Origin of the sequence: Pseudomonas sp. CROZ-RG-20F-R04-15 (genome assembly GCF_022662375.1) — a bacterium.
In the GTDB taxonomy this organism is placed as follows: domain Bacteria; phylum Pseudomonadota; class Gammaproteobacteria; order Pseudomonadales; family Pseudomonadaceae; genus Aquipseudomonas.
The window spans coordinates 850,135-870,281 of the sequence record NZ_JAKNQL010000001.1; the positions used below are offsets into that span (position 1 = coordinate 850,135).

At 58.7% G+C, this 20,147-nt stretch carries 23 protein-coding genes; 9 read left to right on the forward strand and 14 right to left on the reverse strand.

Annotated features, from left to right (window positions below; translation table 11 throughout):
- Positions 1-109 precede the first annotated feature (109 nt).
- Positions 110-709: an FMN-dependent NADH-azoreductase gene (locus tag L8H52_RS03895; RefSeq protein WP_242204455.1), complete on the forward strand. Its 600-nt coding sequence runs from the start codon at positions 110-112 to the stop codon at positions 707-709.
- A gap of 347 nt (positions 710-1,056) precedes the next feature.
- Complete coding sequence (locus L8H52_RS03900; protein WP_242204453.1) at positions 1,057-1,923, forward strand: carboxylate/amino acid/amine transporter; 867 nt, start codon at positions 1,057-1,059, stop codon at positions 1,921-1,923.
- A 106-nt stretch (positions 1,924-2,029) separates the two neighbouring features.
- Here L8H52_RS03900 and L8H52_RS03905 read toward each other — a convergent pair whose 3' ends face one another.
- A complete protein-coding gene (locus L8H52_RS03905) occupies positions 2,030-3,328 on the reverse strand; it encodes a mechanosensitive ion channel family protein (RefSeq protein ID WP_175555058.1) in 1,299 nt (432 codons plus the stop codon).
- Positions 3,329-3,519: 191 nt separating this feature from the next.
- Between L8H52_RS03905 and L8H52_RS03910 the strand changes: the two genes are divergently transcribed.
- The gene (locus L8H52_RS03910; protein ID WP_007914470.1) at positions 3,520-4,860 is read left to right on the forward strand and encodes a DEAD/DEAH box helicase; all 1,341 of its coding nucleotides are present in this window, start codon (positions 3,520-3,522) and stop codon (positions 4,858-4,860) included.
- A gap of 55 nt (positions 4,861-4,915) precedes the next feature.
- Here L8H52_RS03910 and L8H52_RS03915 read toward each other — a convergent pair whose 3' ends face one another.
- The 4 genes from L8H52_RS03915 to L8H52_RS03930 all read right to left on the reverse strand — a co-directional run bounded on the left by L8H52_RS03915 (position 4,916) and on the right by L8H52_RS03930 (position 7,453).
- Positions 4,916-5,515 carry a hypothetical protein gene (locus tag L8H52_RS03915; protein ID WP_242204451.1) on the reverse strand — a complete coding sequence of 200 codons (600 nt, stop codon included), beginning with the start codon at positions 5,513-5,515 and terminating at the stop codon, positions 4,916-4,918.
- Between the two features lie 12 nt (positions 5,516-5,527).
- Positions 5,528-6,112, reverse strand: a complete 585-nt coding sequence (locus L8H52_RS03920; protein ID WP_242204449.1) for a papain-like cysteine protease family protein — start codon at positions 6,110-6,112, stop codon at positions 5,528-5,530.
- 256 nt (positions 6,113-6,368) lie between these two features.
- On the reverse strand, positions 6,369-6,644 hold the full coding sequence (locus tag L8H52_RS03925) for a hypothetical protein (RefSeq protein WP_242204447.1): 276 nt from the start codon (positions 6,642-6,644) through the stop codon (positions 6,369-6,371).
- Positions 6,645-6,715: 71 nt separating this feature from the next.
- Positions 6,716-7,453 (reverse strand): thioredoxin family protein, encoded by a 738-nt coding sequence (locus L8H52_RS03930; protein ID WP_242204444.1) that lies wholly within the window; start codon positions 7,451-7,453, stop codon positions 6,716-6,718.
- 175 nt (positions 7,454-7,628) lie between these two features.
- Between L8H52_RS03930 and L8H52_RS03935 the strand changes: the two genes are divergently transcribed.
- Positions 7,629-8,021 (forward strand): transcriptional regulator, encoded by a 393-nt coding sequence (locus L8H52_RS03935; RefSeq protein WP_242204442.1) that lies wholly within the window; start codon positions 7,629-7,631, stop codon positions 8,019-8,021.
- Between the two features lie 121 nt (positions 8,022-8,142).
- Here the strand turns inward: L8H52_RS03935 and L8H52_RS03940 are convergent, their stop codons facing one another.
- From L8H52_RS03940 to L8H52_RS03950, 3 genes are all read right to left on the reverse strand, one after another.
- Positions 8,143-9,012 carry a DUF6279 family lipoprotein gene (locus L8H52_RS03940; RefSeq protein ID WP_242204440.1) on the reverse strand — a complete coding sequence of 290 codons (870 nt, stop codon included), beginning with the start codon at positions 9,010-9,012 and terminating at the stop codon, positions 8,143-8,145.
- Positions 9,013-9,090: 78 nt separating this feature from the next.
- Positions 9,091-9,807: a TorF family putative porin gene (locus tag L8H52_RS03945; protein WP_242204437.1), complete on the reverse strand. Its 717-nt coding sequence runs from the start codon at positions 9,805-9,807 to the stop codon at positions 9,091-9,093.
- Between the two features lie 205 nt (positions 9,808-10,012).
- Positions 10,013-10,201 carry a hypothetical protein gene (locus tag L8H52_RS03950; RefSeq protein ID WP_016985943.1) on the reverse strand — a complete coding sequence of 63 codons (189 nt, stop codon included), beginning with the start codon at positions 10,199-10,201 and terminating at the stop codon, positions 10,013-10,015.
- A 340-nt stretch (positions 10,202-10,541) separates the two neighbouring features.
- On the opposite strand from L8H52_RS03950, the gene L8H52_RS03955 reads away from it, so the two are divergent.
- The 3 genes from L8H52_RS03955 to L8H52_RS03965 all read left to right on the forward strand — a co-directional run bounded on the left by L8H52_RS03955 (position 10,542) and on the right by L8H52_RS03965 (position 13,004).
- Positions 10,542-11,378, forward strand: coding sequence for a S1-like domain-containing RNA-binding protein (locus L8H52_RS03955; RefSeq protein ID WP_242204435.1), 837 nt, complete (start codon positions 10,542-10,544; stop codon positions 11,376-11,378).
- A 46-nt stretch (positions 11,379-11,424) separates the two neighbouring features.
- On the forward strand, positions 11,425-11,823 hold the full coding sequence (locus tag L8H52_RS03960; RefSeq protein ID WP_242204433.1) for a DUF2177 family protein: 399 nt from the start codon (positions 11,425-11,427) through the stop codon (positions 11,821-11,823).
- Between the two features lie 248 nt (positions 11,824-12,071).
- On the forward strand, positions 12,072-13,004 hold the full coding sequence (locus tag L8H52_RS03965) for a DMT family transporter (RefSeq protein WP_242204431.1): 933 nt from the start codon (positions 12,072-12,074) through the stop codon (positions 13,002-13,004).
- Here the strand turns inward: L8H52_RS03965 and L8H52_RS03970 are convergent.
- Complete coding sequence (locus L8H52_RS03970; protein WP_242204429.1) at positions 12,949-14,130, reverse strand: MFS transporter; 1,182 nt, start codon at positions 14,128-14,130, stop codon at positions 12,949-12,951. The genes L8H52_RS03965 and L8H52_RS03970 overlap by 56 nt on opposite strands.
- A 104-nt stretch (positions 14,131-14,234) precedes the next feature.
- Between L8H52_RS03970 and L8H52_RS03975 the strand changes: the two genes are divergently transcribed.
- Both L8H52_RS03975 and L8H52_RS30420 read left to right on the forward strand, forming a co-directional pair.
- Complete coding sequence (locus L8H52_RS03975; RefSeq protein WP_242204427.1) at positions 14,235-15,128, forward strand: LysR family transcriptional regulator; 894 nt, start codon at positions 14,235-14,237, stop codon at positions 15,126-15,128.
- Between the two features lie 142 nt (positions 15,129-15,270).
- Positions 15,271-15,399 carry a PA1414 family protein gene (locus L8H52_RS30420; RefSeq protein WP_007914492.1) on the forward strand — a complete coding sequence of 43 codons (129 nt, stop codon included), beginning with the start codon at positions 15,271-15,273 and terminating at the stop codon, positions 15,397-15,399.
- A gap of 105 nt (positions 15,400-15,504) precedes the next feature.
- Here the strand turns inward: L8H52_RS30420 and L8H52_RS03980 are convergent, their stop codons facing one another.
- From L8H52_RS03980 to L8H52_RS04000, 5 genes are all read right to left on the reverse strand, one after another.
- Entirely contained in the window at positions 15,505-15,753 is a 249-nt protein-coding gene (locus L8H52_RS03980; RefSeq protein WP_034153223.1) for a phosphopantetheine-containing protein, read from the reverse strand.
- A 43-nt stretch (positions 15,754-15,796) separates the two neighbouring features.
- Positions 15,797-16,522 carry an MBL fold metallo-hydrolase gene (locus tag L8H52_RS03985; protein WP_242204425.1) on the reverse strand — a complete coding sequence of 242 codons (726 nt, stop codon included), beginning with the start codon at positions 16,520-16,522 and terminating at the stop codon, positions 15,797-15,799.
- 86 nt (positions 16,523-16,608) lie between these two features.
- On the reverse strand, positions 16,609-17,988 hold the full coding sequence (locus tag L8H52_RS03990; protein ID WP_242204423.1) for a sodium:solute symporter: 1,380 nt from the start codon (positions 17,986-17,988) through the stop codon (positions 16,609-16,611).
- A 170-nt stretch (positions 17,989-18,158) separates the two neighbouring features.
- Positions 18,159-19,661, reverse strand: coding sequence for a cytosine permease (locus L8H52_RS03995; RefSeq protein WP_242204422.1), 1,503 nt, complete (start codon positions 19,659-19,661; stop codon positions 18,159-18,161).
- Positions 19,662-19,716: 55 nt separating this feature from the next.
- Positions 19,717-20,139, reverse strand: a complete 423-nt coding sequence (locus tag L8H52_RS04000) for a nuclear transport factor 2 family protein (RefSeq protein ID WP_242204421.1) — start codon at positions 20,137-20,139, stop codon at positions 19,717-19,719.
- Positions 20,140-20,147 lie beyond the last annotated feature (8 nt).

Consider the following 20,147-nt stretch of genomic DNA (forward strand, 5'->3'; position numbering starts at 1 on the left):
ACGAATTATTCGATACTTTGCAGCAATTATTTGCGCTTTTTCATCGATTCAACTCTGTTTAACCTTCACTCCATCGACCTACAACATTCTCGGATGGAGGCTACACACCATGTCCCGCGTTCTGATCATCGAAAGCAGTGCCCGCCAGCAAGACTCGGTATCCCGTCAACTGACCCAGACCTTTATCAGTCAGTGGAAAGCGGCGCACCCGGCCGATCAGATCACCGTACGTGACCTCGCCGTGAACCCGGTGCCGCACCTGGATAGCAATCTGCTGGGCGGCTGGATGAAACCCGCCGAGCAACGCAACGCCAACGAGCAATCGTCGCTGGACCGTTCCAACGAATTGACCGATGAGTTGCTCGCCGCCGACGTACTGGTGATGGCCGCGCCGATGTACAACTTCGCAATCCCGAGCACCCTCAAAGCCTGGCTCGACCACGTGCTGCGTGCCGGCGTGACCTTCAAGTACACCGAAACCGGCCCGCAAGGCTTGCTCAGCGGCAAACGTGCCTACGTGCTGACCGCCCGTGGCGGCATTTACGCTGGAGGCCCGGCGGACCATCAGGAACCGTACCTGCGCCAGGTGATGGGTTTCATCGGCATCAACGACGTGACGTTCATTCACGCCGAAGGCATGAACCTGGGTGGCGACTTCCAGGAGAAGGGCCTGAATCAGGCCAACGCCAAGCTGTCCCAGGTTGCTTGATATGTTAATCGCCAGATAATCGCCGATTGTTTAAGTGACCTGGCGCAACCCCTTCAAGGCTCTACGCGCATCGAACCTCCCTTTGCACTTGTTGCTCCTGAGTGCTGTAGCCCGATTGAACGCATTAGCGAGATCGGGCTTTTTTTTGCCTGGGATTTGATGAACACCACAAGTCTCCTTGTGGGAGCGAGCCTGCTCGCGAAAGCGGTGTATCAGACAAGTATTTGCCGTCTGACACTCTGCCTTCGCGAGCAGGCTCGCTCCCACAGGGGGATTTTGTGTTTCTGGCTATTCGCAGTGAGATCAGAAAACCGCTATCGTCGCCGCCATTCGATTTCGAGGCGAGCATGGGCTATCTACTTTTTGTCACGCTGATCCAGGCGTTTTCCTTCAGTCTGATCGGCGAATACCTGGCCGGCCACGTCGACAGTTACTTCGCGGTGCTGGTGCGTGTAGTGCTGGCCGGGCTGGTGTTTATCCCGCTGACCCGCTGGCGTTCGGTGGAACCTGCATTCATGCGCGGCATGCTAGTAATTGGCGCGCTGCAGTTTGGCGTAACTTACGTCTGCCTGTACCTGAGTTTCCGCGTGCTGACGGTGCCGGAGGTGTTGCTGTTCACCATCCTCACGCCGCTGCACGTGACGCTGATCGAAGATGCGCTGAACCGTCGCTTCAATCCATGGGCACTGATCGCCGCGCTGGTCGCCGTAAGCGGGGCAGCCGTGATTCGCTTCGACAGCATCAGTCCTGACTTCCTCATGGGTTTCCTGCTGCTGCAACTGGCCAACTTCACCTACGCGGCAGGGCAGGTGATGTACAAGCATCTGGTGGCGAAACACCCGAGCGACCTGCCGCATTACCGGCGTTTCGGCTTCTTTTACCTAGGGGCATTGGCGGTGGTGTTGCCGGCATTCCTGATGTTCGGCAAAGCCAACTTCCTCCCGGAAGCGCCGCTGCAGTGGGCCGTTTTGCTGTTCCTCGGCCTGGTCTCGACCGCGCTGGGTATGTACTGGTGGAACAAGGGTGCTTGCATGGTCAACGGCGGCACACTCGCGGTCATGAACAATCTGCATGTGCCGGTGGGGTTGCTGCTGAATTTGCTGATCTGGAATCAGCATGAGGAACTGGGGCGGTTGTTCCTTGGCGGGAGTGTCATCCTCGCTGCCGTATGGATCAGCCGACTGGGCATCCGCAAATCCCCAGCCACCGCATAACCCCTGTGGGAGCGAGCCTGCTCGCGAAGGCGCTGGGTCAGATAATTATGGTGCGACTGACACATAGCATTCGCGAGCAGGCTCGCTCCCACATTTGATCTTTGGGTTACATGAGGTGTTTCTGCGGCTCGGGAATGCTGGCCGCGCCGAGCACCGCCGGCAACAACCCCGACCGCAAATCCCCACCACTCGGCTGTTGATACAGGCTCAACCCGAACTCCGGCAGCACCGCCAGCAGATAATCGAAAATATCCCCCTGAATCCGCTCGTAATCGGCCCAAGCCGTGGTGCGGGTAAAGCAGTAGATCTCCAGCGGAATGCCCTGCGCCGTGGTCTGCATCTGGCGGACCATGCAGGTCATGTTCGGCTGAATCTCCGGATGGCTCTTCAGATACGCCAGCGCATAGGCGCGGAACGTGCCGATATTGGTCATCCGGCGGCGGTTGGCGGACATCGCCGCGACATTGCCCTGCGCCTCGTTCCACGCCTTGAGCTCGGCTTTCTTGCGGCTCATGTAGTCGGTGAGCAGGTGCACCTGGGTGAGCTTTTCCTCCTCGTCATCGCGGATGAAACGCACGCCGCTGGCATCGATGAACAGGCTGCGCTTGATCCGCCGCCCGCCCGATTGCTGCATGCCGCGCCAGTTCTTGAATGACTCGGACATCAGCCGCCAGGTCGGGATCGAGACGATGGTCTTGTCGAAGTTCTGCACCTTGACCGTGTGCAGGGTGATGTCGACCACATCGCCGTCGGCGCCGACTTGCGGCATCTCGATCCAGTCGCCGACCCGCAGCATGTCGTTGCTGGTCAGCTGCACGCTGGCAACGAACGACAGCAGCGTGTCCTTGTAGACCAACAGAATAACTGCCGACATCGCACCCAGACCGGACAGCAGCAACAGCGGCGAGCGGTCAATCAACGTGGCGACGATGATGATCGCGCCGAACACGTACAAAACCATTTTCGCCAGTTGCACATAGCCTTTGATCGAGCGTGTGCGGGCGTGTTCGGTTCGGGCGTAGATGTCGAGCAGGGCGTTGAGCAGGGCGCTGACCGAGAGCAGCAGGAACAGGATGGTGAACGACAACGCCACATTGCCGAGGAAGGTCATCGCGGTTTTGCTCAGTTCCGGCACCAGATGCAGGCCGAACTGGATCACCAGCGATGGCGTCATCTGCGCCAGACGCTGAAACACCTTGTTGTGACGAAAGTCATTGATCCAGTGCAGCGCCGGCTGGCGGCCGAGCATGCGGCTGGCGTGCAGGATCAGGTATCGCGCCACTCGTCCGAGCACCAGCGCGATCACCAGCAGCAGCGTCAGGGCGAGGCCCGCCTGCAAAAGCGGATGCTGTTCGAGGGTGCCCCAGAGGTCCTGGGCGTTGAGCCAGAGCTGTTTGAAATCCATATGAGCAACGATTCTTCTGTAAGACGCGATGGGTGATTAGAGCATTTAAGCCGTCGTGTATTACCGTTGAAGACAAATCGAGCAACAAAAAAGCCACTGATTGCGTCCGTTTGTATAAAGAAACTCGGCCTGAGCGCTCGAAACCGGTAACCTATGCAGCTGTTTTTTTGCATATCTTCGAGGTAGCACCCGTGTTTTCCCAATTCGCCCTGCACGAACGCCTGCTTAAAGCTGTGGCCGAGCTGAAATTTGTCGAGCCAACGCCTGTGCAAGCCGCGGCCATTCCGCTGGCGCTCCAAGGGCGTGATCTGCGGGTGACGGCGCAAACCGGTAGCGGCAAAACCGCCGCTTTCGTTCTGCCAATCCTCAATCGCCTGATCGGCCCGGCCAAGGTTCGCGTCAGCATCAAGACGCTGATCCTGCTGCCGACCCGTGAACTGGCCCAGCAGACGTTGAAGGAAGTTGAACGCTTTTCGCAGTTCACTTTCATCAAGTCCGGCCTGATCACCGGCGGTGAAGACTTCAAGGTCCAGGCCGCGATGCTGCGCAAAGTGCCGGACATCCTCATCGGCACCCCGGGCCGGATGATCGAGCAACTCAACGCCGGCAACCTCGACTTGAAAGAAGTCGAAGTGCTGGTGCTCGACGAAGCCGACCGCATGCTCGACATGGGTTTCGCCGAAGACGTGCAGCGTCTGGTCGACGAATGCCCGAATCGTCAGCAGACCATGCTGTTCTCCGCTACCACCGGTGGTTCCGGCCTGCGCGACATGATCGGCAAGGTGCTGAACAACCCTGAGCACTTGCAGCTCAACGCGGTCAGCCAACTGAATTCGACCACCCGTCAGCAAATCATCACCGCCGACCACAATCAGCACAAAGAGCAGATTGTGAACTGGCTGCTGGCCAACGAGACCTATCAGAAGGCCATCGTCTTCACCAACACCCGCGCCATGGCCGACCGCATCTACGGCCGCCTCGTGGCTCAGGAATACAAAGCGTTCGTGCTGCACGGCGAGAAAGACCAGAAGGATCGCAAACTGGCGATCGACCGTCTGAAGCAGGGCGGCGTGAAGATTTTGGTCGCTACCGACGTCGCGGCCCGTGGTCTGGACGTCGATGGCCTGGATCTGGTGATCAACTTCGACATGCCACGCAGCGGCGACGAATACGTGCACCGCATCGGCCGTACCGGCCGCGCCGGTAACGACGGTCTGGCGATCTCGCTGATCTGCCACGGCGACTGGAACCTGATGTCGAGCATCGAGCGCTACCTGAAGCAGAGCTTCGAGCGCCGTACCATCAAGGAAGTCAAAGGCACCTACGGCGGGCCGAAAAAGGTCAAGGCTTCGGGTAAAGCCGTTGGCGTGAAGAAGAAAAAGACTGACGCCAAGGGCGACAAGAAAAAAACTGCTGCCAAGACGCCGACCAAGCGCAAGAGCGCCAACCGTCCGAAGCCGGACTCGTTGGTGAGCAGCGATGGCATGGCGCCGCTGAAACGCCGCAAGCCAGCAGAGCCTGCGGCTGAGTAACGCGTTTCAGGCGTGCATAAAAAACCCGGACAGTGTCCGGGTTTTTTTTCGTCCATCAGTTGCCGAGCTGGCCACTGGTGTCGGCGTCAAAGCGCCGCTTGGCTTGATTCGCTGCCGGTTTCAGTGCCGCGAGCAAGGTGGCCTCGCTGTACAACCGCGTAACCGCCAGATCTTTCGGCGTCGGCTCAATCGGGATCAACACATCCTCACCGTCGGCATGCAGCCAGATCGCCACAACGTGCAGCGCCGAGACAAACAGCACTCGCAGCTCAACGCTCTTGCCCTGAAGTTGCGGTGCTTGTTCTGCCAGTTTCAGTGCACCCACCGTAGCAGCGGCGTGATCGCCGTGGTTCAAGGAGGCGAACTCGACATGCCCGCGCACTTCGGCCAATTGCGCATCGGCAATCGTCACGCCGTCGGCAAACACCAGGTAATGCCAGTCGCCGATTCGTGCGCCTTTCAGGCCTTTGCCTTGGCTCAGGTCTTCCAGGCTGAGCGAATAGCCACGGTAGGCTTCGCTGAGGCTGATTTTCGCCGGTACAGCGTTGGCGAACTGGCGATTGGCGCCAAGACCTGGGGTTTGCAGCGCGGCTTGCAAGGCCGGGCGTAAGGTCTGTACGCCGTTGGAAGGCGCCTTTGGATAAGTCAATTGCATGATGTTGCCCTCCTAGTTTTTCACGGTGAAGTAAGTGTGGGTCCAGTTGCCGCCGCCGTTATAGGCGCGGGGGAACGCGTTCAGTGCGCGGGTCGAATAGCCGTAGATCGAGTCCGCGACCAACACGTAATCGCCATTGGTGCCGTAGATCGTCAGAAAGTGCGCACCGCCTCCGTACCAGGCGCAGCGCAGGCCGACCGGGCGGCCCATGCTGATCTGGTTCTGAATGGCCGACATCTGCAGCGAACCCTGATTCATGCCGTTGTAGCTGCGGGTGGTTTGCAGGGCCGAATCCAGATAGCCGTAGACGTTGCATGGCCCCGGCTGATTACAGCAGTTGCGGTCGAGCTGAGTGCTGGCCACGCCGCACTGCGTCCAGTTGCCGGTGCCGTAATAGTTGCCGACCGAGGCGGAAACGGCCGCCCAGCACCAGTTGGTCTGGGTCTGTTTCTGCATGTTGAAGTTGAGACTGCCAGCGGTGCGGGCGCTGAGCTGTTCAGCGGCCTCGACTTCGGCGAGTTGCGGGTCGAGCAGGTGACCGGCCAGGCACCTTGGCAGGGATTCGCCGGTGAATTGTGTTGCTGCTGTTGTTAACATTTTTCAATCCTCCATGAGTGAAAACAAGCGTCCAGCTTGTGTGGTGTTGCGGTGTTGCCGAGCGATCGGTGTTCAACGGTTGCCATGTCAAATGGCAGGTTCCGATCTCGTTGCTCGATGTAACCGTAGATCTGAATATGCGTTTGTGCAAATAAATAAATGCATTTATGCATTTTCATGTGCAAAAGATCGCAGGCTTCGGCAGCTCCTACACGGTTTTGGGTAGGCACTGCCGAAGGCTGCGATCTTTTGATTTTTAGCCTTCGGTTTTTTTCTCTGCCGTATCCAATTCTTTCAAGCGCTGATCAATCAACTGGCATTTGTCCGGCAGATCCGCACTGGCCGTGCCCAGGTCCATCTTCTGCAACTCGGCGTTGATCTCTTTGGCCTTGGCTGGATTCTGTTCGGTGAGCTTGGCGACTTCCTTGGCCAGTTGCTCACGCTTGGCGGTGGCTTCTTCCGGCGTGCAGGCCCAGACAGGCAGGGCACAGGCGAGGGTGGCGGCGAGGGTGAGCTTGATCAGGGTTTTCATCGGGGCAGGCCTCAGTTCCGGTTAAGGCGGGTTAACTGGTTGAGGCCTTGATCGCGGGAAAAGTTCAGTGCTTAAGTTTGTTCGTGGCAGCAGTTCGTTCTAGAAACCTGCTCATACCGATCATGATGCCGCACCCATTCCATGATCTCGTCTTCATTCCTGCCCTTGGGCGTGAGGTCGAGGTAGTTGTAGGCGCCGACCAACATGTCGAGACCGCGAGCGTAGGTCGAGTAGGTATGGAAAATCTCCCCGGCCTCATCACGATAAAACACACTCAACCCCGGCATTTCTTCCTCGGCGCTGTCAGTCTTTTCGTAGTTGTACGTAGCCTTTGCGGCCGCGACATCCTCAGCCCGGGCGCAGACACCGAAGTCGTAGTTGAAGTCGCAACCCTCTGAAGACACCCAATCAAACTTCCAGCCCATTCGCCGTTTAAAGTCCTGGAACTCGTTGAACGGCGCAGGCGAAACAGCTACCACCGCGATGTCGTGATGAGCCAGATGCTGGTTGGCGCCATCAATGTGGTCGCTGAGGAACGAGCAACCCTGGCAGCCTTCCTCCCAATCCTTGGCAAACATGAAGTGGTAAACCACCAATTGGCTGTGTTTGCCAAACAGATCAGCCAGCTTCAATTCGCCGTTCGGGCCCTGGAAGTGGTAATCCTTGTCGACCTTCACCCATGGCAAAGCGCGACGCTCGGCGCTGAGGCGATCGCGTTCCTTGGTGAACGCTTTCTCGTGGGCCAGATGTTGCTTACGGGCGGCGAGCCATTCTTCGCGCGACACCACCGGATGATTCTCAACGTTCATGAAGATTTCTCCTGCGGGGTTGAAACCGTCTGTCTCAGACTAGTCGTTTAACCCTGCGCAAGATCGACAGACCGCCGGTCGGTCGGCCCTGAAAATGCGGCTGAACGGCTGGGAACGGCTCCGGTCACAACCTATGAACGCGCCATAAATCACGCGCACCGGAGGTTGTATCAGGATGACGACTTATAACTGGGATTTGATTGAACGCTTGCTGCATGAAGTGCAGAACAGCGCCGGCCACAGTTTTGCCCCTCGGGCTTACGCCGAAGACTATGCGGCGGAAAAAGCCAGCGCCGGCGAGCCGATCGAGAACCTTGATCATCTGAAAACGCAGGCCTGCGACTATGAAAGGTTGTTGCTCTTGCGTGGCTACATCGCACCGCGTCCGGATGAAGAGGGCAGCACGGGAAATAATTTTGTCCTGACGCCGCGCGGTTCCAGCCTGTTGAGCCTGATCGACAGCAGCATTCCCGGCAATGACCATCCGCGTCAGGTGCTGGATGAGCAGGAAGATGCGCTGGCTGAGGCGACGTTCGACGAAGTGGCGTCCAAAGCCCAGATCGCCTGAGTTTACGCAGAACCCCTGTAGGAGTGAGCCTGCTCGCGATTGCGTTCTTTCAGCCACATAAACAGTGACTGTTACACCGCGATCGCGAGCGTGCTCACTCCTACATTGGATTCGGGTCTGTTCAGGTTTTTTGCGCGGCCTTGAGGCACTTGAGGTCGTTGAAGTCTTTGCGTACGCCATCAATCTTCTTCAACAAGCGCTGCCGCTGCTGCGGCGAACTTTCTGCCATCAGGTCAACCGCCAGCGAGCGTCCCTGCGCTTCAGTATCGGCGAAGGCCTTGCGGTAATCCGCTGTCCATAGACTCTCGCGATTGACCAGAAGCGTCTCTATTCTCTGTGGGAATTCGGGACTTTTGCGTTGCGCTACCGCCGCACTGAACTGCTTCTGCCAATGGGCCCGGTTGGCAATCCATTGCGTGTACTGATCGCCCAGGGCGGTCGACCACGCCATGACCCGCTGCTCTTGCGTGGCACTCAAGGGCCCGAGCCAGTCGTTCAGGCGTTTGACCATGCGCGCGCCACGCTCGGCAATTTGCTGATCAAGCGGTGGTTTCAGGTATTCCTGCTGACGCTTGCGCAGATCCTTGGCAAACGCGTCATTCATCTCGGCCACTTGCTTGTCATCCAGACCTTGCAACAACTCGATAGCCGACGGGGTGATCTCTCGAGCGGTTTCGGCAATGGCTTGCTTGGCTTCCGCAGTGCGCGCCTGCAACGCGGCATCGGTGACCTGATTGGTCTCGACCATGGTCTGCAGGCGATCAAGCCAGTCCAGATAACCCGGCAATTGCGTGGTGCAATGCCAGCTCAGGTGGTCCTTGAGGCGTTCGTTGAACCAGTCTTTCTGCTCGCCGTTCATGTCCAGATAGTCGCTGAGCGTCCATGGAATGATCACGTCGAGGTTGCGATAGGCCAGACCGACGCGACTGCAAGCGCCGAGGGCGAGGGTAAAGATCAGTAGCGCGGCGATGTGCTTGAACCAGCGAGACATGGGCGAATCCTTGCGTAAGCCTGGCTTCGAGGGACTGATTCCTATGTGAACGCAGAATGAACCCGGCAGTTCAGCCGATCAATAGAACGCGCGCTCAGCCTTGAGCGTGACGAGCCCGTCGCACTGGCTGTTGTGCCCGGAATAAGCCGAGCAATCGCTGCCGCTGAGGCTGGAGTTGCTGTAGATCAGGTCGAGATCGACGCCCATGAACGGCCGGGACAGTTTCACCGACCAATCGGTAAAACTGCTGACATAACCACCGTCTACGGCCACCGGCGTGTTCAGTTGGTGAGTGGTGTATTTCATGCTGACGCCGATGCCGAACGGTTGATTGCCGCCAAGATCGGCAAACAAGGTGTTGTTCTGTTTGTCCGGGTCGTTGCTCAAGGCCACGCCGAAACGACTGCCGAGCAAAGTCAGGCCGCCGAACAGTTCCTGGCTGTCGAGCGTGTCTACTTCGGGATAGCTGTAGTGGATCATGCCGACTTCATAGCCGAGGGTTTGATCGAAGGGCTGTTTAAATCCGACGTAGGAATCGATTTCGAGATTCTTGCCAGGTGTGATGCCCATGCTCGGCGCGTATTGGCCAACGTAGAGGCCACTGTCGTGGCTCAGGTCGAGGCCGCCGTGGAAGGAACCGACGGCAGCCGGTTTGACCAGACCCTGGGCCATGCTGCGTGAAGGCGTGGTGCCGAGTTTGAGATCGAAATCGCCCAGTTCACGCTGGAAAATCTGCGCGTGCGCGGTCGCGCAAGCCAGCAGGCCTACAAGTGATAAACAGGATGATTTGCGCATGCGTCACTCCATGAACAGCGAGCACAGGCGGCGGGCCTGCTGAAACGCTTGATCTAGACGCGTGCAAGGATACCGGCGAATGATCGGCATTGAAGGCCGTTCGTCGATTTACAAGGATTTTTGTTTAAAAAGGAGGGGGGTTGCGCGGTGCCAGTCCAGGCGCTTCGAAGCTCAAAGCGCCTCTGGACGGGTGTAAAACCGGGTGTTACTTCTTGCCCAGGCTGATCTGCTTGGACGGGCCGAATGTCTGGCCACTGACGCCTTTGGCAATTTGCTGAATCTCGCCGCCAGACTTGAGGAACGCTGCGATCTGATCGTTGATCGATTCGCTGGTTTCAACGGCTGGAGCTGGCTTTGCTTTGCTGGTGGATGCTTTTACACGCATGGCGGCCATTAACCTGTAGAAAAGTAACTCGGCCAGGCATCGTACAGGAATAACTTGACAATTGCTTGGTAAATATCCCCCGGAATAACCCAGCGCTGTACTGCATTATTCGCGATTGAATATGCGATATATCCGGCTAACCTGCTGTTTTAAATAAGAACATTCAGGTTTGCAGGCATTGAAATATTCGACCGCGAGCGGTGGTGTCTGCCTGACGAGCGGCACCTCAGCCCGGCCGCGCGCAAGGAAAATCAAGGCGTTGCGCAAATTTCCGACGCGTGCGGATCTGCCGCCCGACGGCCACGTCAAAAACGGGTAGAATGCCGCCCACGCAATGAGGGTTCTGGAAATGGCTTTAGTCGGGCGTTACAACAGTTTGCAAGTGGTTAAACACACTAACTTCGGTTTATATCTGGATGGCGGTGCCGACGGCGAGATTCTTTTGCCCAATCGTTATATTCCGAAAGATATTCCTACCGAAGATGAAGATTGGCTCAACGTATTTGTTTATCTGGACAGCGAAGACAAACTTCTCGCTACCACGGAAAAACCAAAAGTTCAGGTCGGCGAGTTTGCCAGTCTGAAAGTCGTTGAAGTCAACAGCATCGGTGTGTTCCTCGATTGGGGGCTGCCGAAGGATCTGTTGCTGCCGTATTCCGAAGAAAAGCGCCAGATGACCGCCGGCGAATACTGCGTGGTGCACGTCTACCTCGACAAGCACACCCGCCGTATCACCGCCACCGCGCGTCTGGATCGCTACCTCGACAAGACCCCGGCCAACTACAGCCAGGGCCAGGAAGTTGATTTGCTGGTTGCCGAAGCCACTGATATGGGCTTCAAGGCGATCATCAACAACAAGCACTGGGGTTTGATCCACAAGAATGAAATCTTCAAGTTCATGCGTGCCGGCATGAGCGAGAAGGGCTACATCAAGGAAATCCGTGCCGACGGCAAGATTGCCCTGAGCCTGCAACCGGTTGGCCAGGAAGCGGCCAGCAGCCTGAACTCGAAGATCCTCAGCAAATTGCGCGACAACAGCGGCACTTTGCCGGTCAGCGACAAGAGTGATCCGGCGTTGATCAGCAGCCTGTTTGGCGTCAGCAAAGGCAACTTCAAGAAGGCCATCGGCTCGCTGTACAAGGACGGCAAGATCGTTATTCATGCTGATCGCATTGAACTAACCTGAGCCTTGGGTGGCCCATCTTGCATGGGGCACACACGAGGTCGGGTCGATGAAAAAAACGCTGATAGCCTATGTTGCAACGCTGCTGACGTTTCTGTTGCTCGACGGCATCTGGCTCGGCCTGCTGATGGCGCCGACCTATCGCGAACTGCTCGGTTCGTTGATGCTTGAAAAACCGCTGCTTGTTCCGGCAGCGGTTTTTTATTGCCTGTATGTTTTTGGTTGCGTGGTGTTTGTGGTGTTGCCGGCCGTGACATGGCAATGGGCAGCGAAGCGGGGCGCGTTGTTAGGGCTGATAGCTTACGGCACGTATGACCTGACCAATTGGGCGACGTTGCGCGGCTGGTCGGTGCAGGTGACGCTGATAGATTGGGCGTGGGGAACGTTTGCCACGGCTGTGGCTTGTAGCGTCGGGTTTTTGCTGGCGAGGCGGTTTGGCAAGGTCTGATCCGAAATGTAGTTAAGCAATGCCGGCCTCTTCGCGAGCAGGCTCGCTCCCACAGGGGAACGCATTCCAAAGTGGGAGCGAGCTTGCTCGCGAATGGCGGCGCAGCCGACAGCCACTCAGCGCTGACGCCACTGAAGAACTAAATGTCTTTTCCAGACGGCTTTTTCCGCCCGACTGATTGATAATCCCCAGCATTGTTTTTTGACCATTGGATGGCCTGCCATGTTGTGTATGTTCGAGGTGTTGCGGTGAGTATTGAGCGGCGCAACGCCGACAGTTTTGCCCTGCAAGTGATGATCGGCCTGTGCCTGATCTGGGGCGTGCAGCAGGTGATGATCAAATGGGCAGCGCCGGACATCGCGCCAGTGATGCAAGCGGCGGCGCGCTCGGGGATTTCCGCGCTGCTGGTCGGTTTGCTGATCTGCTGGAAGGGTGGCTGGGATCAGGTCGGCGTTACCTGGCGCGGCGGCTTGTTGGCCGGTGCGCTGTTTGGTCTGGAGTTCTTCTTCATCGCCGAAGGCTTGCAACTGACCACCGCCGCACACATGTCAGTGTTCCTCTACACCGCGCCGATTTTCACTGCGCTGGGCGTACATTTTCTGTTGGCCAGTGAACGCCTGCGTCCGCTGCAATGGCTGGGCATTCTGCTTGCGTTTATCGGCATCGCGATTGCCTTCGCTGGTGGCGTGTCATGGGACAACCTCGACCGGCGCATGTTGCTGGGCGATGCCTTTGGTGTACTGGCCGGGGCCTGCTGGGGCGCGACCACGGTGGTGGTGCGCGCCTCGCGATTGTCGGAGGCACCGGTGACACTGACGCTGTTCTATCAGTTGATCGTCGGCTTCCTCGGCCTGCTGCTGATTGCGCTGTTCAGCGGCCAGATCACTCATGTCAGTCTGACCCCCGTGGCGGTGGCCAGCGTGTTGTTCCAGGGCCTGGTGGTGTCGTTCTTCAGCTACCTGATCTGGTTCTGGTTGCTGCGCCGTTATCTGGCGGCCAACCTGGCGGTGTTTTCGTTCATGACGCCGCTGTTCGGCGTAACCTTCGGCGTGATTCTGCTGGGCGAACAGCTGAGCGTGAACTTCGTTATCGGCGCGGTGCTGGTGTTGCTCGGCATCACCTTTGTCAGCGCCGAGCAGTGGCTGCGTCGGCGTTTGCGCAAAGCGCTCGGCCAGCGCTAGCCGATTGCATCGCCAGACCGCCGGCCATCAGCAAACCGCTGCCGGCGATCACCAATGCCGGCTGCAAACCGCCACTGAAATGGCTGCTCAGCGCCGCCAGCAACGGGCCGCTGAGTTGGCCGAGCGCAAAGCACGCGGTAAGCATGCCGGCGTTGCGCTGGGTGGCGTGCGGTGCCAGTTCCCGCGATCGCTGCATGACCAGTTGCATACACGCCAGGAACGGAGTGCCGCAGAGGATCACCCCCAGCGCCAGGCCGAGGCCGCTGCCCAGCAGACAGGCAAACACGCCGGCCCCTTGCAGCCACAAAGTCGCCATCAACCAATGCCTTGTGGTCTCTGGGTCGTGACGCCGCAGGCACACCAGCAATACGCCAAGCGCCGCAGCCAGACCAAAACAAGGCCAGAACAGATCCGCCTGCCATTGCCCGTGAAACTGCGCATTAGCCATTTGCGACAGGAAGGTCGCCGGAATGATGTAGCCGACGCCGTAAAGCGCATAAATCAAGCCCAGCCGTCCGATGCCCCGATTCGATGGACTTACTGGCGCTGCAACCACCGTTGCCGTTGCGACAGGCGTTGGCAGCAATCGCCAGACGCTCAACAGCATGACCAATGCGGCCGCCGCATAAATCAGCCACAACGTCGCGGACGTCTGATTCAGCAGATGTGAGACCAGTGCCAGCAACCCCGTCAGAAAAATCCCCAACCCCGGTCCGGCAAACACCAGTGCGCCCAATCCCGGACGACCTGCTGCCGCCGCCAACGGTTGACTCAACGAAGTGATCATTACCAGCACCCAGGCACTCGCTATCCCGGTACCGAAGCGCAGCACCAGATGCGACCAGAAACCATTGGCCCAAAACGACGCCAGGGTCAGCAGCACGCACAACCACAAGCCACCGTGCAGGCGCCGCTGAATCTGCTGCGGGCGATGGGCGAACATCGCATCCACTGCACCCAACAAGTAACCGAGGTAGTTGGCTGCCGCAATCAGACCGGCGGCCGTCAGGTCGAACTGACCTTCGCTGAGCAGGTGCGGCATTTGCGGGGTGAGGGCGAAACGGCCGATACCCATGGCCATCATCAGGGCAACGAAACAAGCGGATAAGCGAATCAGCGGCGACATGGTCGGGATTCCTTTGAAGGATCAATGACCGTCAGGCTAGGACTGATTGACTTTCTTTAAAATTGAATAATAGTGAGCAACTTGTTCTGTTATGGAGAAAGCTTGTGGAGTTCAGCCAATTGCGGATCTTTCAGGCAGTGGCCGAGGAGGGTTCGATTACCCGCGCCGCCGAACGCTTGCACCGAGTGCCGTCGAATTTGTCGACGCGGCTCAAACAGCTGGAAGAGCAACTCGGTGTCGAACTTTTCGTCCGTGAGCGTCAGCGTTTGCAGCTGTCGCCTGCGGGAAAAGTCCTGCTGGACTACACCGGCAAGTTGTTTGCGTTACGCGATCAGGCCAATGCGGCGGTGATGGGCGGGCAGCCGGCGGGGGATTTTGTCCTCGGCACCATGTACAGCACGGCGGCGATTCATTTGCCAGCCTTGCTGGCGCGCTATCACAAGCAATACCCGGCGGTGAATCTGCAGGTGCAGTCGGCGCCGAGTGCCGAGTTGCTGGAAGGTCTGCTCACCGGACGTCTTGATGCGGCGCTGGTGGATGGTCCGCTGGAGCTGGCCGGACTGGACGGTGTGCCGTTGTGCGAAGAGCGATTGGTGTTGATCACCGAACCTGATCATCCGCCAGTGCATAGCGCCCGGGACGTTGAAGGGCGGTCGGTGTTCACCTTTCGTCGCGGATGTTCGTATCGCATGCGCCTGGAGGCGTGGTTTTCGCACTATCACGCGACGATGGGCCGGGCGATGGAGATCGAATCCTATCAGGGCATGCTCGCCTGCGTGATTGCCGGCAGTGGCGTGGCGTTGATGTCGGAGTCGATGCTGGCCAGTCTGCCGGGGCGTGAAAGCGTCGCGGTGCACCCTTTGGCCGAATCATTTGCGGGTGCGACAACATGGCTCATGTGGCGCAAGGGCATGGTCGGCGCCAACCTCAATGCCTGGATTGAGGTGCAGCAGGCTGTCTATCCTGCGGCTCAGATCGAAACCCGGGAAACAGCCTGAACCAATCTCGGCGAATTCTGTTCAATTCAGTAACAGATCATTGCGGATTTGGCCGAGCATTGCGTAGGACTTCGGACTATTATCAGTGCGAAGCGGCCTCAGAATTCCGGCCGCTCAGCACCACCCTGAAGGGGGCATGACGATGAAAGAGAAAATTCAAAACTGGCTGCACGACTTGGGTGTTGCCCTCGGCTTGATCGAACCGCCTCTGCAACCTGTACCGATCCGCACCGATGACGAGCAGCGCCGCCGTCAACAACGGCGCCGGTAACGTCCCCGATCCGAGATCAACGGATTCAAGATCTAGAGATCGCAGCCTGCGGCAGCGCCTACGTGGATTAATGTAGGCGCTGCCGCAGGCTGCGATCTTTTGCTTTTAATGACGACCGATCTCCAGTAAAAACCGGCTCAAGTCATTCGCGGTTTTCGCGGTCTTGAGCATGCGGTCCTCTTCGGCGGTGAACGCCGTCAGTCCGAATTCATCTTCCAGATGAAAGATCAGATCTTCTATATCGGCTTTCTCCAGCCCCAGTTGCACCAGGCTGGTGTTGTCGTTGAATTCTCGGGTTTCCAGCAGACGCCGGATGTATCGGTGCACGGCGGCACGCACGGCAGCTCTTCTCATGGCAGATTTTTCTGATGGTTGTTCTGCTTGAGTGAAGCAGGCCTCAGGCGTGCCCGCGCAACCACTGGTCAATCATCGAGCGCAAATGCTCCCCGGAAAAACTGCCGAAATGCCCGCCATGCACCGTGCGGATCGGCAACGCCTGCAAACGTCGCAGGCTGGCGGCGTAGTCCTCGAGATTCGAATGGTAGGCGTCTTCGATTAATGGCCCGTCATAGATGATGTCGCCGCTGAATAACGTTTCCGTCGCCGCCTCATACAGGCTGATCCCGCCCGGCGAATGCCCCGGCGTGTGCAGCACCTGCAGCGTGCGATTGCCCAGATCCAGTACATCGCCGTCGTCGACAAATCCGGTGGCCGGCGCGGCTTTGACCCGGTACTCGGCATAGCACAGCGGGCAATCCGGATGCGCCTCGAACATGTCATCGCCGACGAAAGCGCGGCTCAAATCATTCTCGCCATCCGGCGCCGCAAGGATGTCCGCTTCGGCTGGATGCACCAGCCGCTCGGCAAATTCGTGATGCCCGGCGATGTGGTCGAAATGGCAATGACTGGCCACCGCCACCAGCGGCCGCTCGGTGATCCACGGCAACTGCTCGCGCAGGCTGACCAGCCCTGAGCCGCTATCCAGCAACAAGTCTTTGTCACGGCCCTGAATGTGCCAGAGGTTGCAGCGGTAGAACGGGCGAATATACGGCTCGTGAATCAGCCGAATGCCGTCACTCAGGTGCTGCACTTCAAACCACTGATCGCGAGAAACGATCTTCATAAATCATTTTCTCCAAGCGTAAAAAAACGGGTGGGGCAACCGACGCCACACCCGTCGAAGAAAGCATCAAGTCGTTACATCAGAGCTTAGATCGCACTCGCCACGGTTGCCGGGCGAGGGGAGAACAGGCTGACGACCACAAAACTCACCAGGCCTACGCCGAGGCTGTAGTAGATCGGCGTGTTGGCATCCAGACCGTCCTTGAACATGAACAGCAGCGAAGTGGCGAAACCCAGACCCATGGAGGCAATGGCGCCGGCGGTGGTCGCGCGCTTCCAGAAGATCGCGCCGATCAGCGGGATCAGCATGCCGCCCACCAGCAGGTTGTACGCCAGCGTCAGGGCGCTGATCACATCGTTCACCACCAGCGCGATGCCCAGCACGACGATGCCGGTCAGCAGGGTGAACAAGCGGTTGATGCCAAGGCTCGACTGTTTGCCACCGCGCAGTTTCGGCAGCAGGTCTTCCGTCACGGTGGTGGCAGCGGCGAGCAGGCCGGCGCTGGCGGTGGACATCATGGCCGCCAGTGCGGCAGCGATCACCAGACCACGGATGCCGTCCGGCAGCGACAGTTTGACGATGGCGGCGAAGGCGTTGTTGACGTTGCTCAGGTCCGGGATCAGGACGTGAGCGGCCATGCCGATCAGGGCGCAGGCCAGGCCGTAAAGGATGCAGTAGAAGCCTGCGAAGGTGCCGGCGTACTTGGCGACTTTTTCGTTTTTGACGGTGAACACCCGTTGCCAGATGTCCTGACCGATCAGGATGCCGAAGAAGTAGATCATGAAGTAGGTGATGATGGTGTCCCAGCCGATGCTGGTGAAATTGAACGCAGCGGCCGGCAATTTCAGCACCAGTTCATCCCAGCCGCCGACGCGGTACAGGCAGATCGGCAACAGGATGAACATCAGGCCCACGGTCTTGATGATGAACTGGACGATGTCGGTCAGGGTCAGCGACCACATGCCGCCGATGGCCGAGTAAACCACCACGACGCCACCACCGAGCAATACCGATACCCAGAACGGCAGATCGAACAGCACTTGCAGCACGGTGCCGATGGCCAGGATCGAGGTCACGCCGATCATCAGCGCGTAGGCCAGCATGATGATCGCGCTCGCCGAGCGGGCCATCGGGTTGTAGCGTTTTTCCAGCACCTGGGTAACGGTGTAGATCTTCAGTTTCAGCAGCGGTTTGGCGAGGAACAGGTTCAGCGCGATGATCCCGCAACCCAGTGCCGCACACAGCCAGAAGCCGGAGATGCCATGCACGTAGCCCAGACGCACGGTGCCGACGGTGGACGCGCCACCGAGCACGGTCGCGGCCATGGTGCCCATGTACAGGCTTGGGCCGAGGTTGCGACCGGCAACGAGAAAGTCCTCGTTGGTCTTGGCCTTGCGCATGCCGAAGTAGCCGAGCAAGAGCATGCCGGCGGCGTAGATGAGGACGACGAATAAATCCAAAGCCATGATGGCGTGTCTCCGATTGTCTTTTTTATGTGAGGCTGATTCGAATCTCCCTGTGGGAGCGAGCTTGCTCCGGGCGGCGATCCGACGAAGGCGGCGGCACATTCAAAAGTGATGTGACTGACAGATCGCTTTCGCGAGCAAGCTCGCTCCCACAGGGGATAGGCGTTTACTCAGGCGGCTTGCGCTTTAGCCGACGACTCCCCGACTTGGCTGCGGGCATCCGTCGGGCCGAACACTTCGCGCGGTTCCGGGAACAGGCTCAGCAGCGTCAAATACACCACCGAAGCCAGGCCCAATGTCACCGGCAAACTGATGTCGATGCCACCGGCCATTTCTCCCAACGGGCCAACGAACTGCCCCGGCAGATTGACGAAGCACAAGCCCACCGCCGCGCTCGGGATCCACGCCCCCAGACCGCGCCAGTTCCAGCCGTGGCTGAACCAGTAGCGTCCGCCCTGTTCGCCGCGAGTGAACACTTGCAGGTCATCCGGGCAGTAGAAACCGCGACGCACCAGCAGACCGATGATCATGATCACCATCCATGGCGTGGTGCAGGTGATGATCAGCACGGCGAAGGTCGACACGCTCTGCACCAGGTTCGCCGCAAAACGGCCGATGAAGATAAAGGCAATCGACAGCACGCCGATCAGCAACGTCGCTTTCACTCGCGAGAGCACGCGCGGGAACACGCTGGACATGTCCAGCCCGGTGCCATACAGCGAAGTGGTGCCGGTGGACATGCCGCCGATCACCGCAATCAGGCACACCGGCAGGAAGAACCAGCTCGGCGACACCGCCAGCAAACCGCCGACATAATTGTTCGCCGCGATGTAGTCCGGCGCCTTGATCGCGACGATGGTCGCGGTGGTCAGGCCGAACAGAAACGGGATGAACGTGGCGATCTGCGACAGCACCACCGCTGCCATGATGCGTTGCTTGGAGGTGTCACGCGGGATGTAGCGCGACCAGTCGCCGAGGAACGCGCCGAAGGAAATCGGGTTGCTCATCGCCACTAGCGAGGCGCCGATGAATGCCGCCCAAAAGCCCGGCTGACCGAGGTTCACCGTACCGGCGTAGTTCACATCGAAAGGACCGGCGAAGGCGAAGATGCCCAACAGGAACAACAGGCTGGCGCTCCACACCGCGATCTTGTTCACCCACAGCAAAAAGCGGAAGCCGTAGATGCACACGGTCAGCACCAGAATCGCGAACAGACCGTAGGCCAGGCCCAGGGTCAGGTCGGTTTCCGGCAGACCGATCAGGCGTTTCGCACCCCCGATCAGCGCATCGCCCGAACTCCACACCGAGAGCGAGAAAAACGCGATAGCGGTCAACAGCGACAGGAACGAACCGACGATCCGCCCGTGCACGCCGAAATGCGCCCCGGACGAAACGGCATTGTTGGTGCCGTTGAGCGGACCGAACAGGCCCATCGGTGCGAGGATCAGCGAGCCGAGCAGCACGCCCGACACAATCGCCCAGACGCCGGCCTGAAAAGACAGACCGAACAGCACCGGGAAACTGCCGAGCACGGCGGTGGCAAAGGTATTCGAACCACCGAAGATCATCCGGAACAAGTCCGTCGGGCCTGCGCTGCGTTCGTGGTCCGGGATCTGTTCGACCCCGTGGGTTTCAATCTGCGTAAGGCTTTGGTCGTTGTTGTTGTTATTCATGATCTGCTCCGATCATAAAGGCGCGCTCATCGTGCGTGAGCGTCACCTGTCTTGGCTAAGGGGATGGCAGCCCTTCCGGCATTGCGGACAAATGTTCGTGGCAGGCCAGCCAATGGCCTTGTTGTTCTAGGCTCGACGCTTGTTTCCTGAAAACAATCGTCTCGCGCTCCTGGCTGAAGTGTTGCTCCCCTTGCATGCGCAGCTCGGTGGCCACGTCATGGATGAAAATCGCCACGTCACCCTGCAGGCTGACGAAAGCGTTGCTCGACGTGCACGCAAGCACCTCGAAGCCATCCTCGGCGCGCCAGTTGTCCCACAAGGCCTGATAGGCATCGCGCGACAGCAGCGGCTGTTCGAGGGTGTAGAAAACGAAACTCGCATCGGCGCTGAAGGCGCCGAAGTAAGCTTCGCGATCGTTACGGGCAAAGGCAGCCACCAGTTCGGCGGCCGCTTGCAAAACCTGATCACGTTCGTTCATGACCCGAC

Coding starts and splice junctions, on each gene's coding strand:
- L8H52_RS03950 (WP_016985943.1), bottom strand. CDS start 10,201: ATGGCCGCCATGCGTGTAAAAGCATCCACCAGCAAAGCAAAGCCAGCT.
- L8H52_RS03995 (WP_242204422.1), bottom strand. CDS start 19,661: ATGAATAACAACAACAACGACCAAAGCCTTACGCAGATTGAAACCCAC.
- L8H52_RS03900 (WP_242204453.1), top strand. CDS start 1,057: ATGGGCTATCTACTTTTTGTCACGCTGATCCAGGCGTTTTCCTTCAGT.
- L8H52_RS03985 (WP_242204425.1), bottom strand. CDS start 16,522: ATGAAGATCGTTTCTCGCGATCAGTGGTTTGAAGTGCAGCACCTGAGT.
- L8H52_RS03980 (WP_034153223.1), bottom strand. CDS start 15,753: ATGAGAAGAGCTGCCGTGCGTGCCGCCGTGCACCGATACATCCGGCGT.
- L8H52_RS30420 (WP_007914492.1), top strand. CDS start 15,271: ATGAAAGAGAAAATTCAAAACTGGCTGCACGACTTGGGTGTTGCCCTC.
- L8H52_RS03905 (WP_175555058.1), bottom strand. CDS start 3,328: ATGGATTTCAAACAGCTCTGGCTCAACGCCCAGGACCTCTGGGGCACC.
- L8H52_RS03930 (WP_242204444.1), bottom strand. CDS start 7,453: ATGAACGTTGAGAATCATCCGGTGGTGTCGCGCGAAGAATGGCTCGCC.
- L8H52_RS03970 (WP_242204429.1), bottom strand. CDS start 14,130: ATGTCGCCGCTGATTCGCTTATCCGCTTGTTTCGTTGCCCTGATGATG.
- L8H52_RS03960 (WP_242204433.1), top strand. CDS start 11,425: ATGAAAAAAACGCTGATAGCCTATGTTGCAACGCTGCTGACGTTTCTG.
- L8H52_RS03955 (WP_242204435.1), top strand. CDS start 10,542: ATGGCTTTAGTCGGGCGTTACAACAGTTTGCAAGTGGTTAAACACACT.
- L8H52_RS03935 (WP_242204442.1), top strand. CDS start 7,629: ATGACGACTTATAACTGGGATTTGATTGAACGCTTGCTGCATGAAGTG.
- L8H52_RS03925 (WP_242204447.1), bottom strand. CDS start 6,644: ATGAAAACCCTGATCAAGCTCACCCTCGCCGCCACCCTCGCCTGTGCC.
- L8H52_RS03990 (WP_242204423.1), bottom strand. CDS start 17,988: ATGGCTTTGGATTTATTCGTCGTCCTCATCTACGCCGCCGGCATGCTC.
- L8H52_RS03920 (WP_242204449.1), bottom strand. CDS start 6,112: ATGTTAACAACAGCAGCAACACAATTCACCGGCGAATCCCTGCCAAGG.
- L8H52_RS03945 (WP_242204437.1), bottom strand. CDS start 9,807: ATGCGCAAATCATCCTGTTTATCACTTGTAGGCCTGCTGGCTTGCGCG.
- L8H52_RS04000 (WP_242204421.1), bottom strand. CDS start 20,139: ATGAACGAACGTGATCAGGTTTTGCAAGCGGCCGCCGAACTGGTGGCT.
- L8H52_RS03895 (WP_242204455.1), top strand. CDS start 110: ATGTCCCGCGTTCTGATCATCGAAAGCAGTGCCCGCCAGCAAGACTCG.
- L8H52_RS03915 (WP_242204451.1), bottom strand. CDS start 5,515: ATGCAATTGACTTATCCAAAGGCGCCTTCCAACGGCGTACAGACCTTA.
- L8H52_RS03940 (WP_242204440.1), bottom strand. CDS start 9,012: ATGTCTCGCTGGTTCAAGCACATCGCCGCGCTACTGATCTTTACCCTC.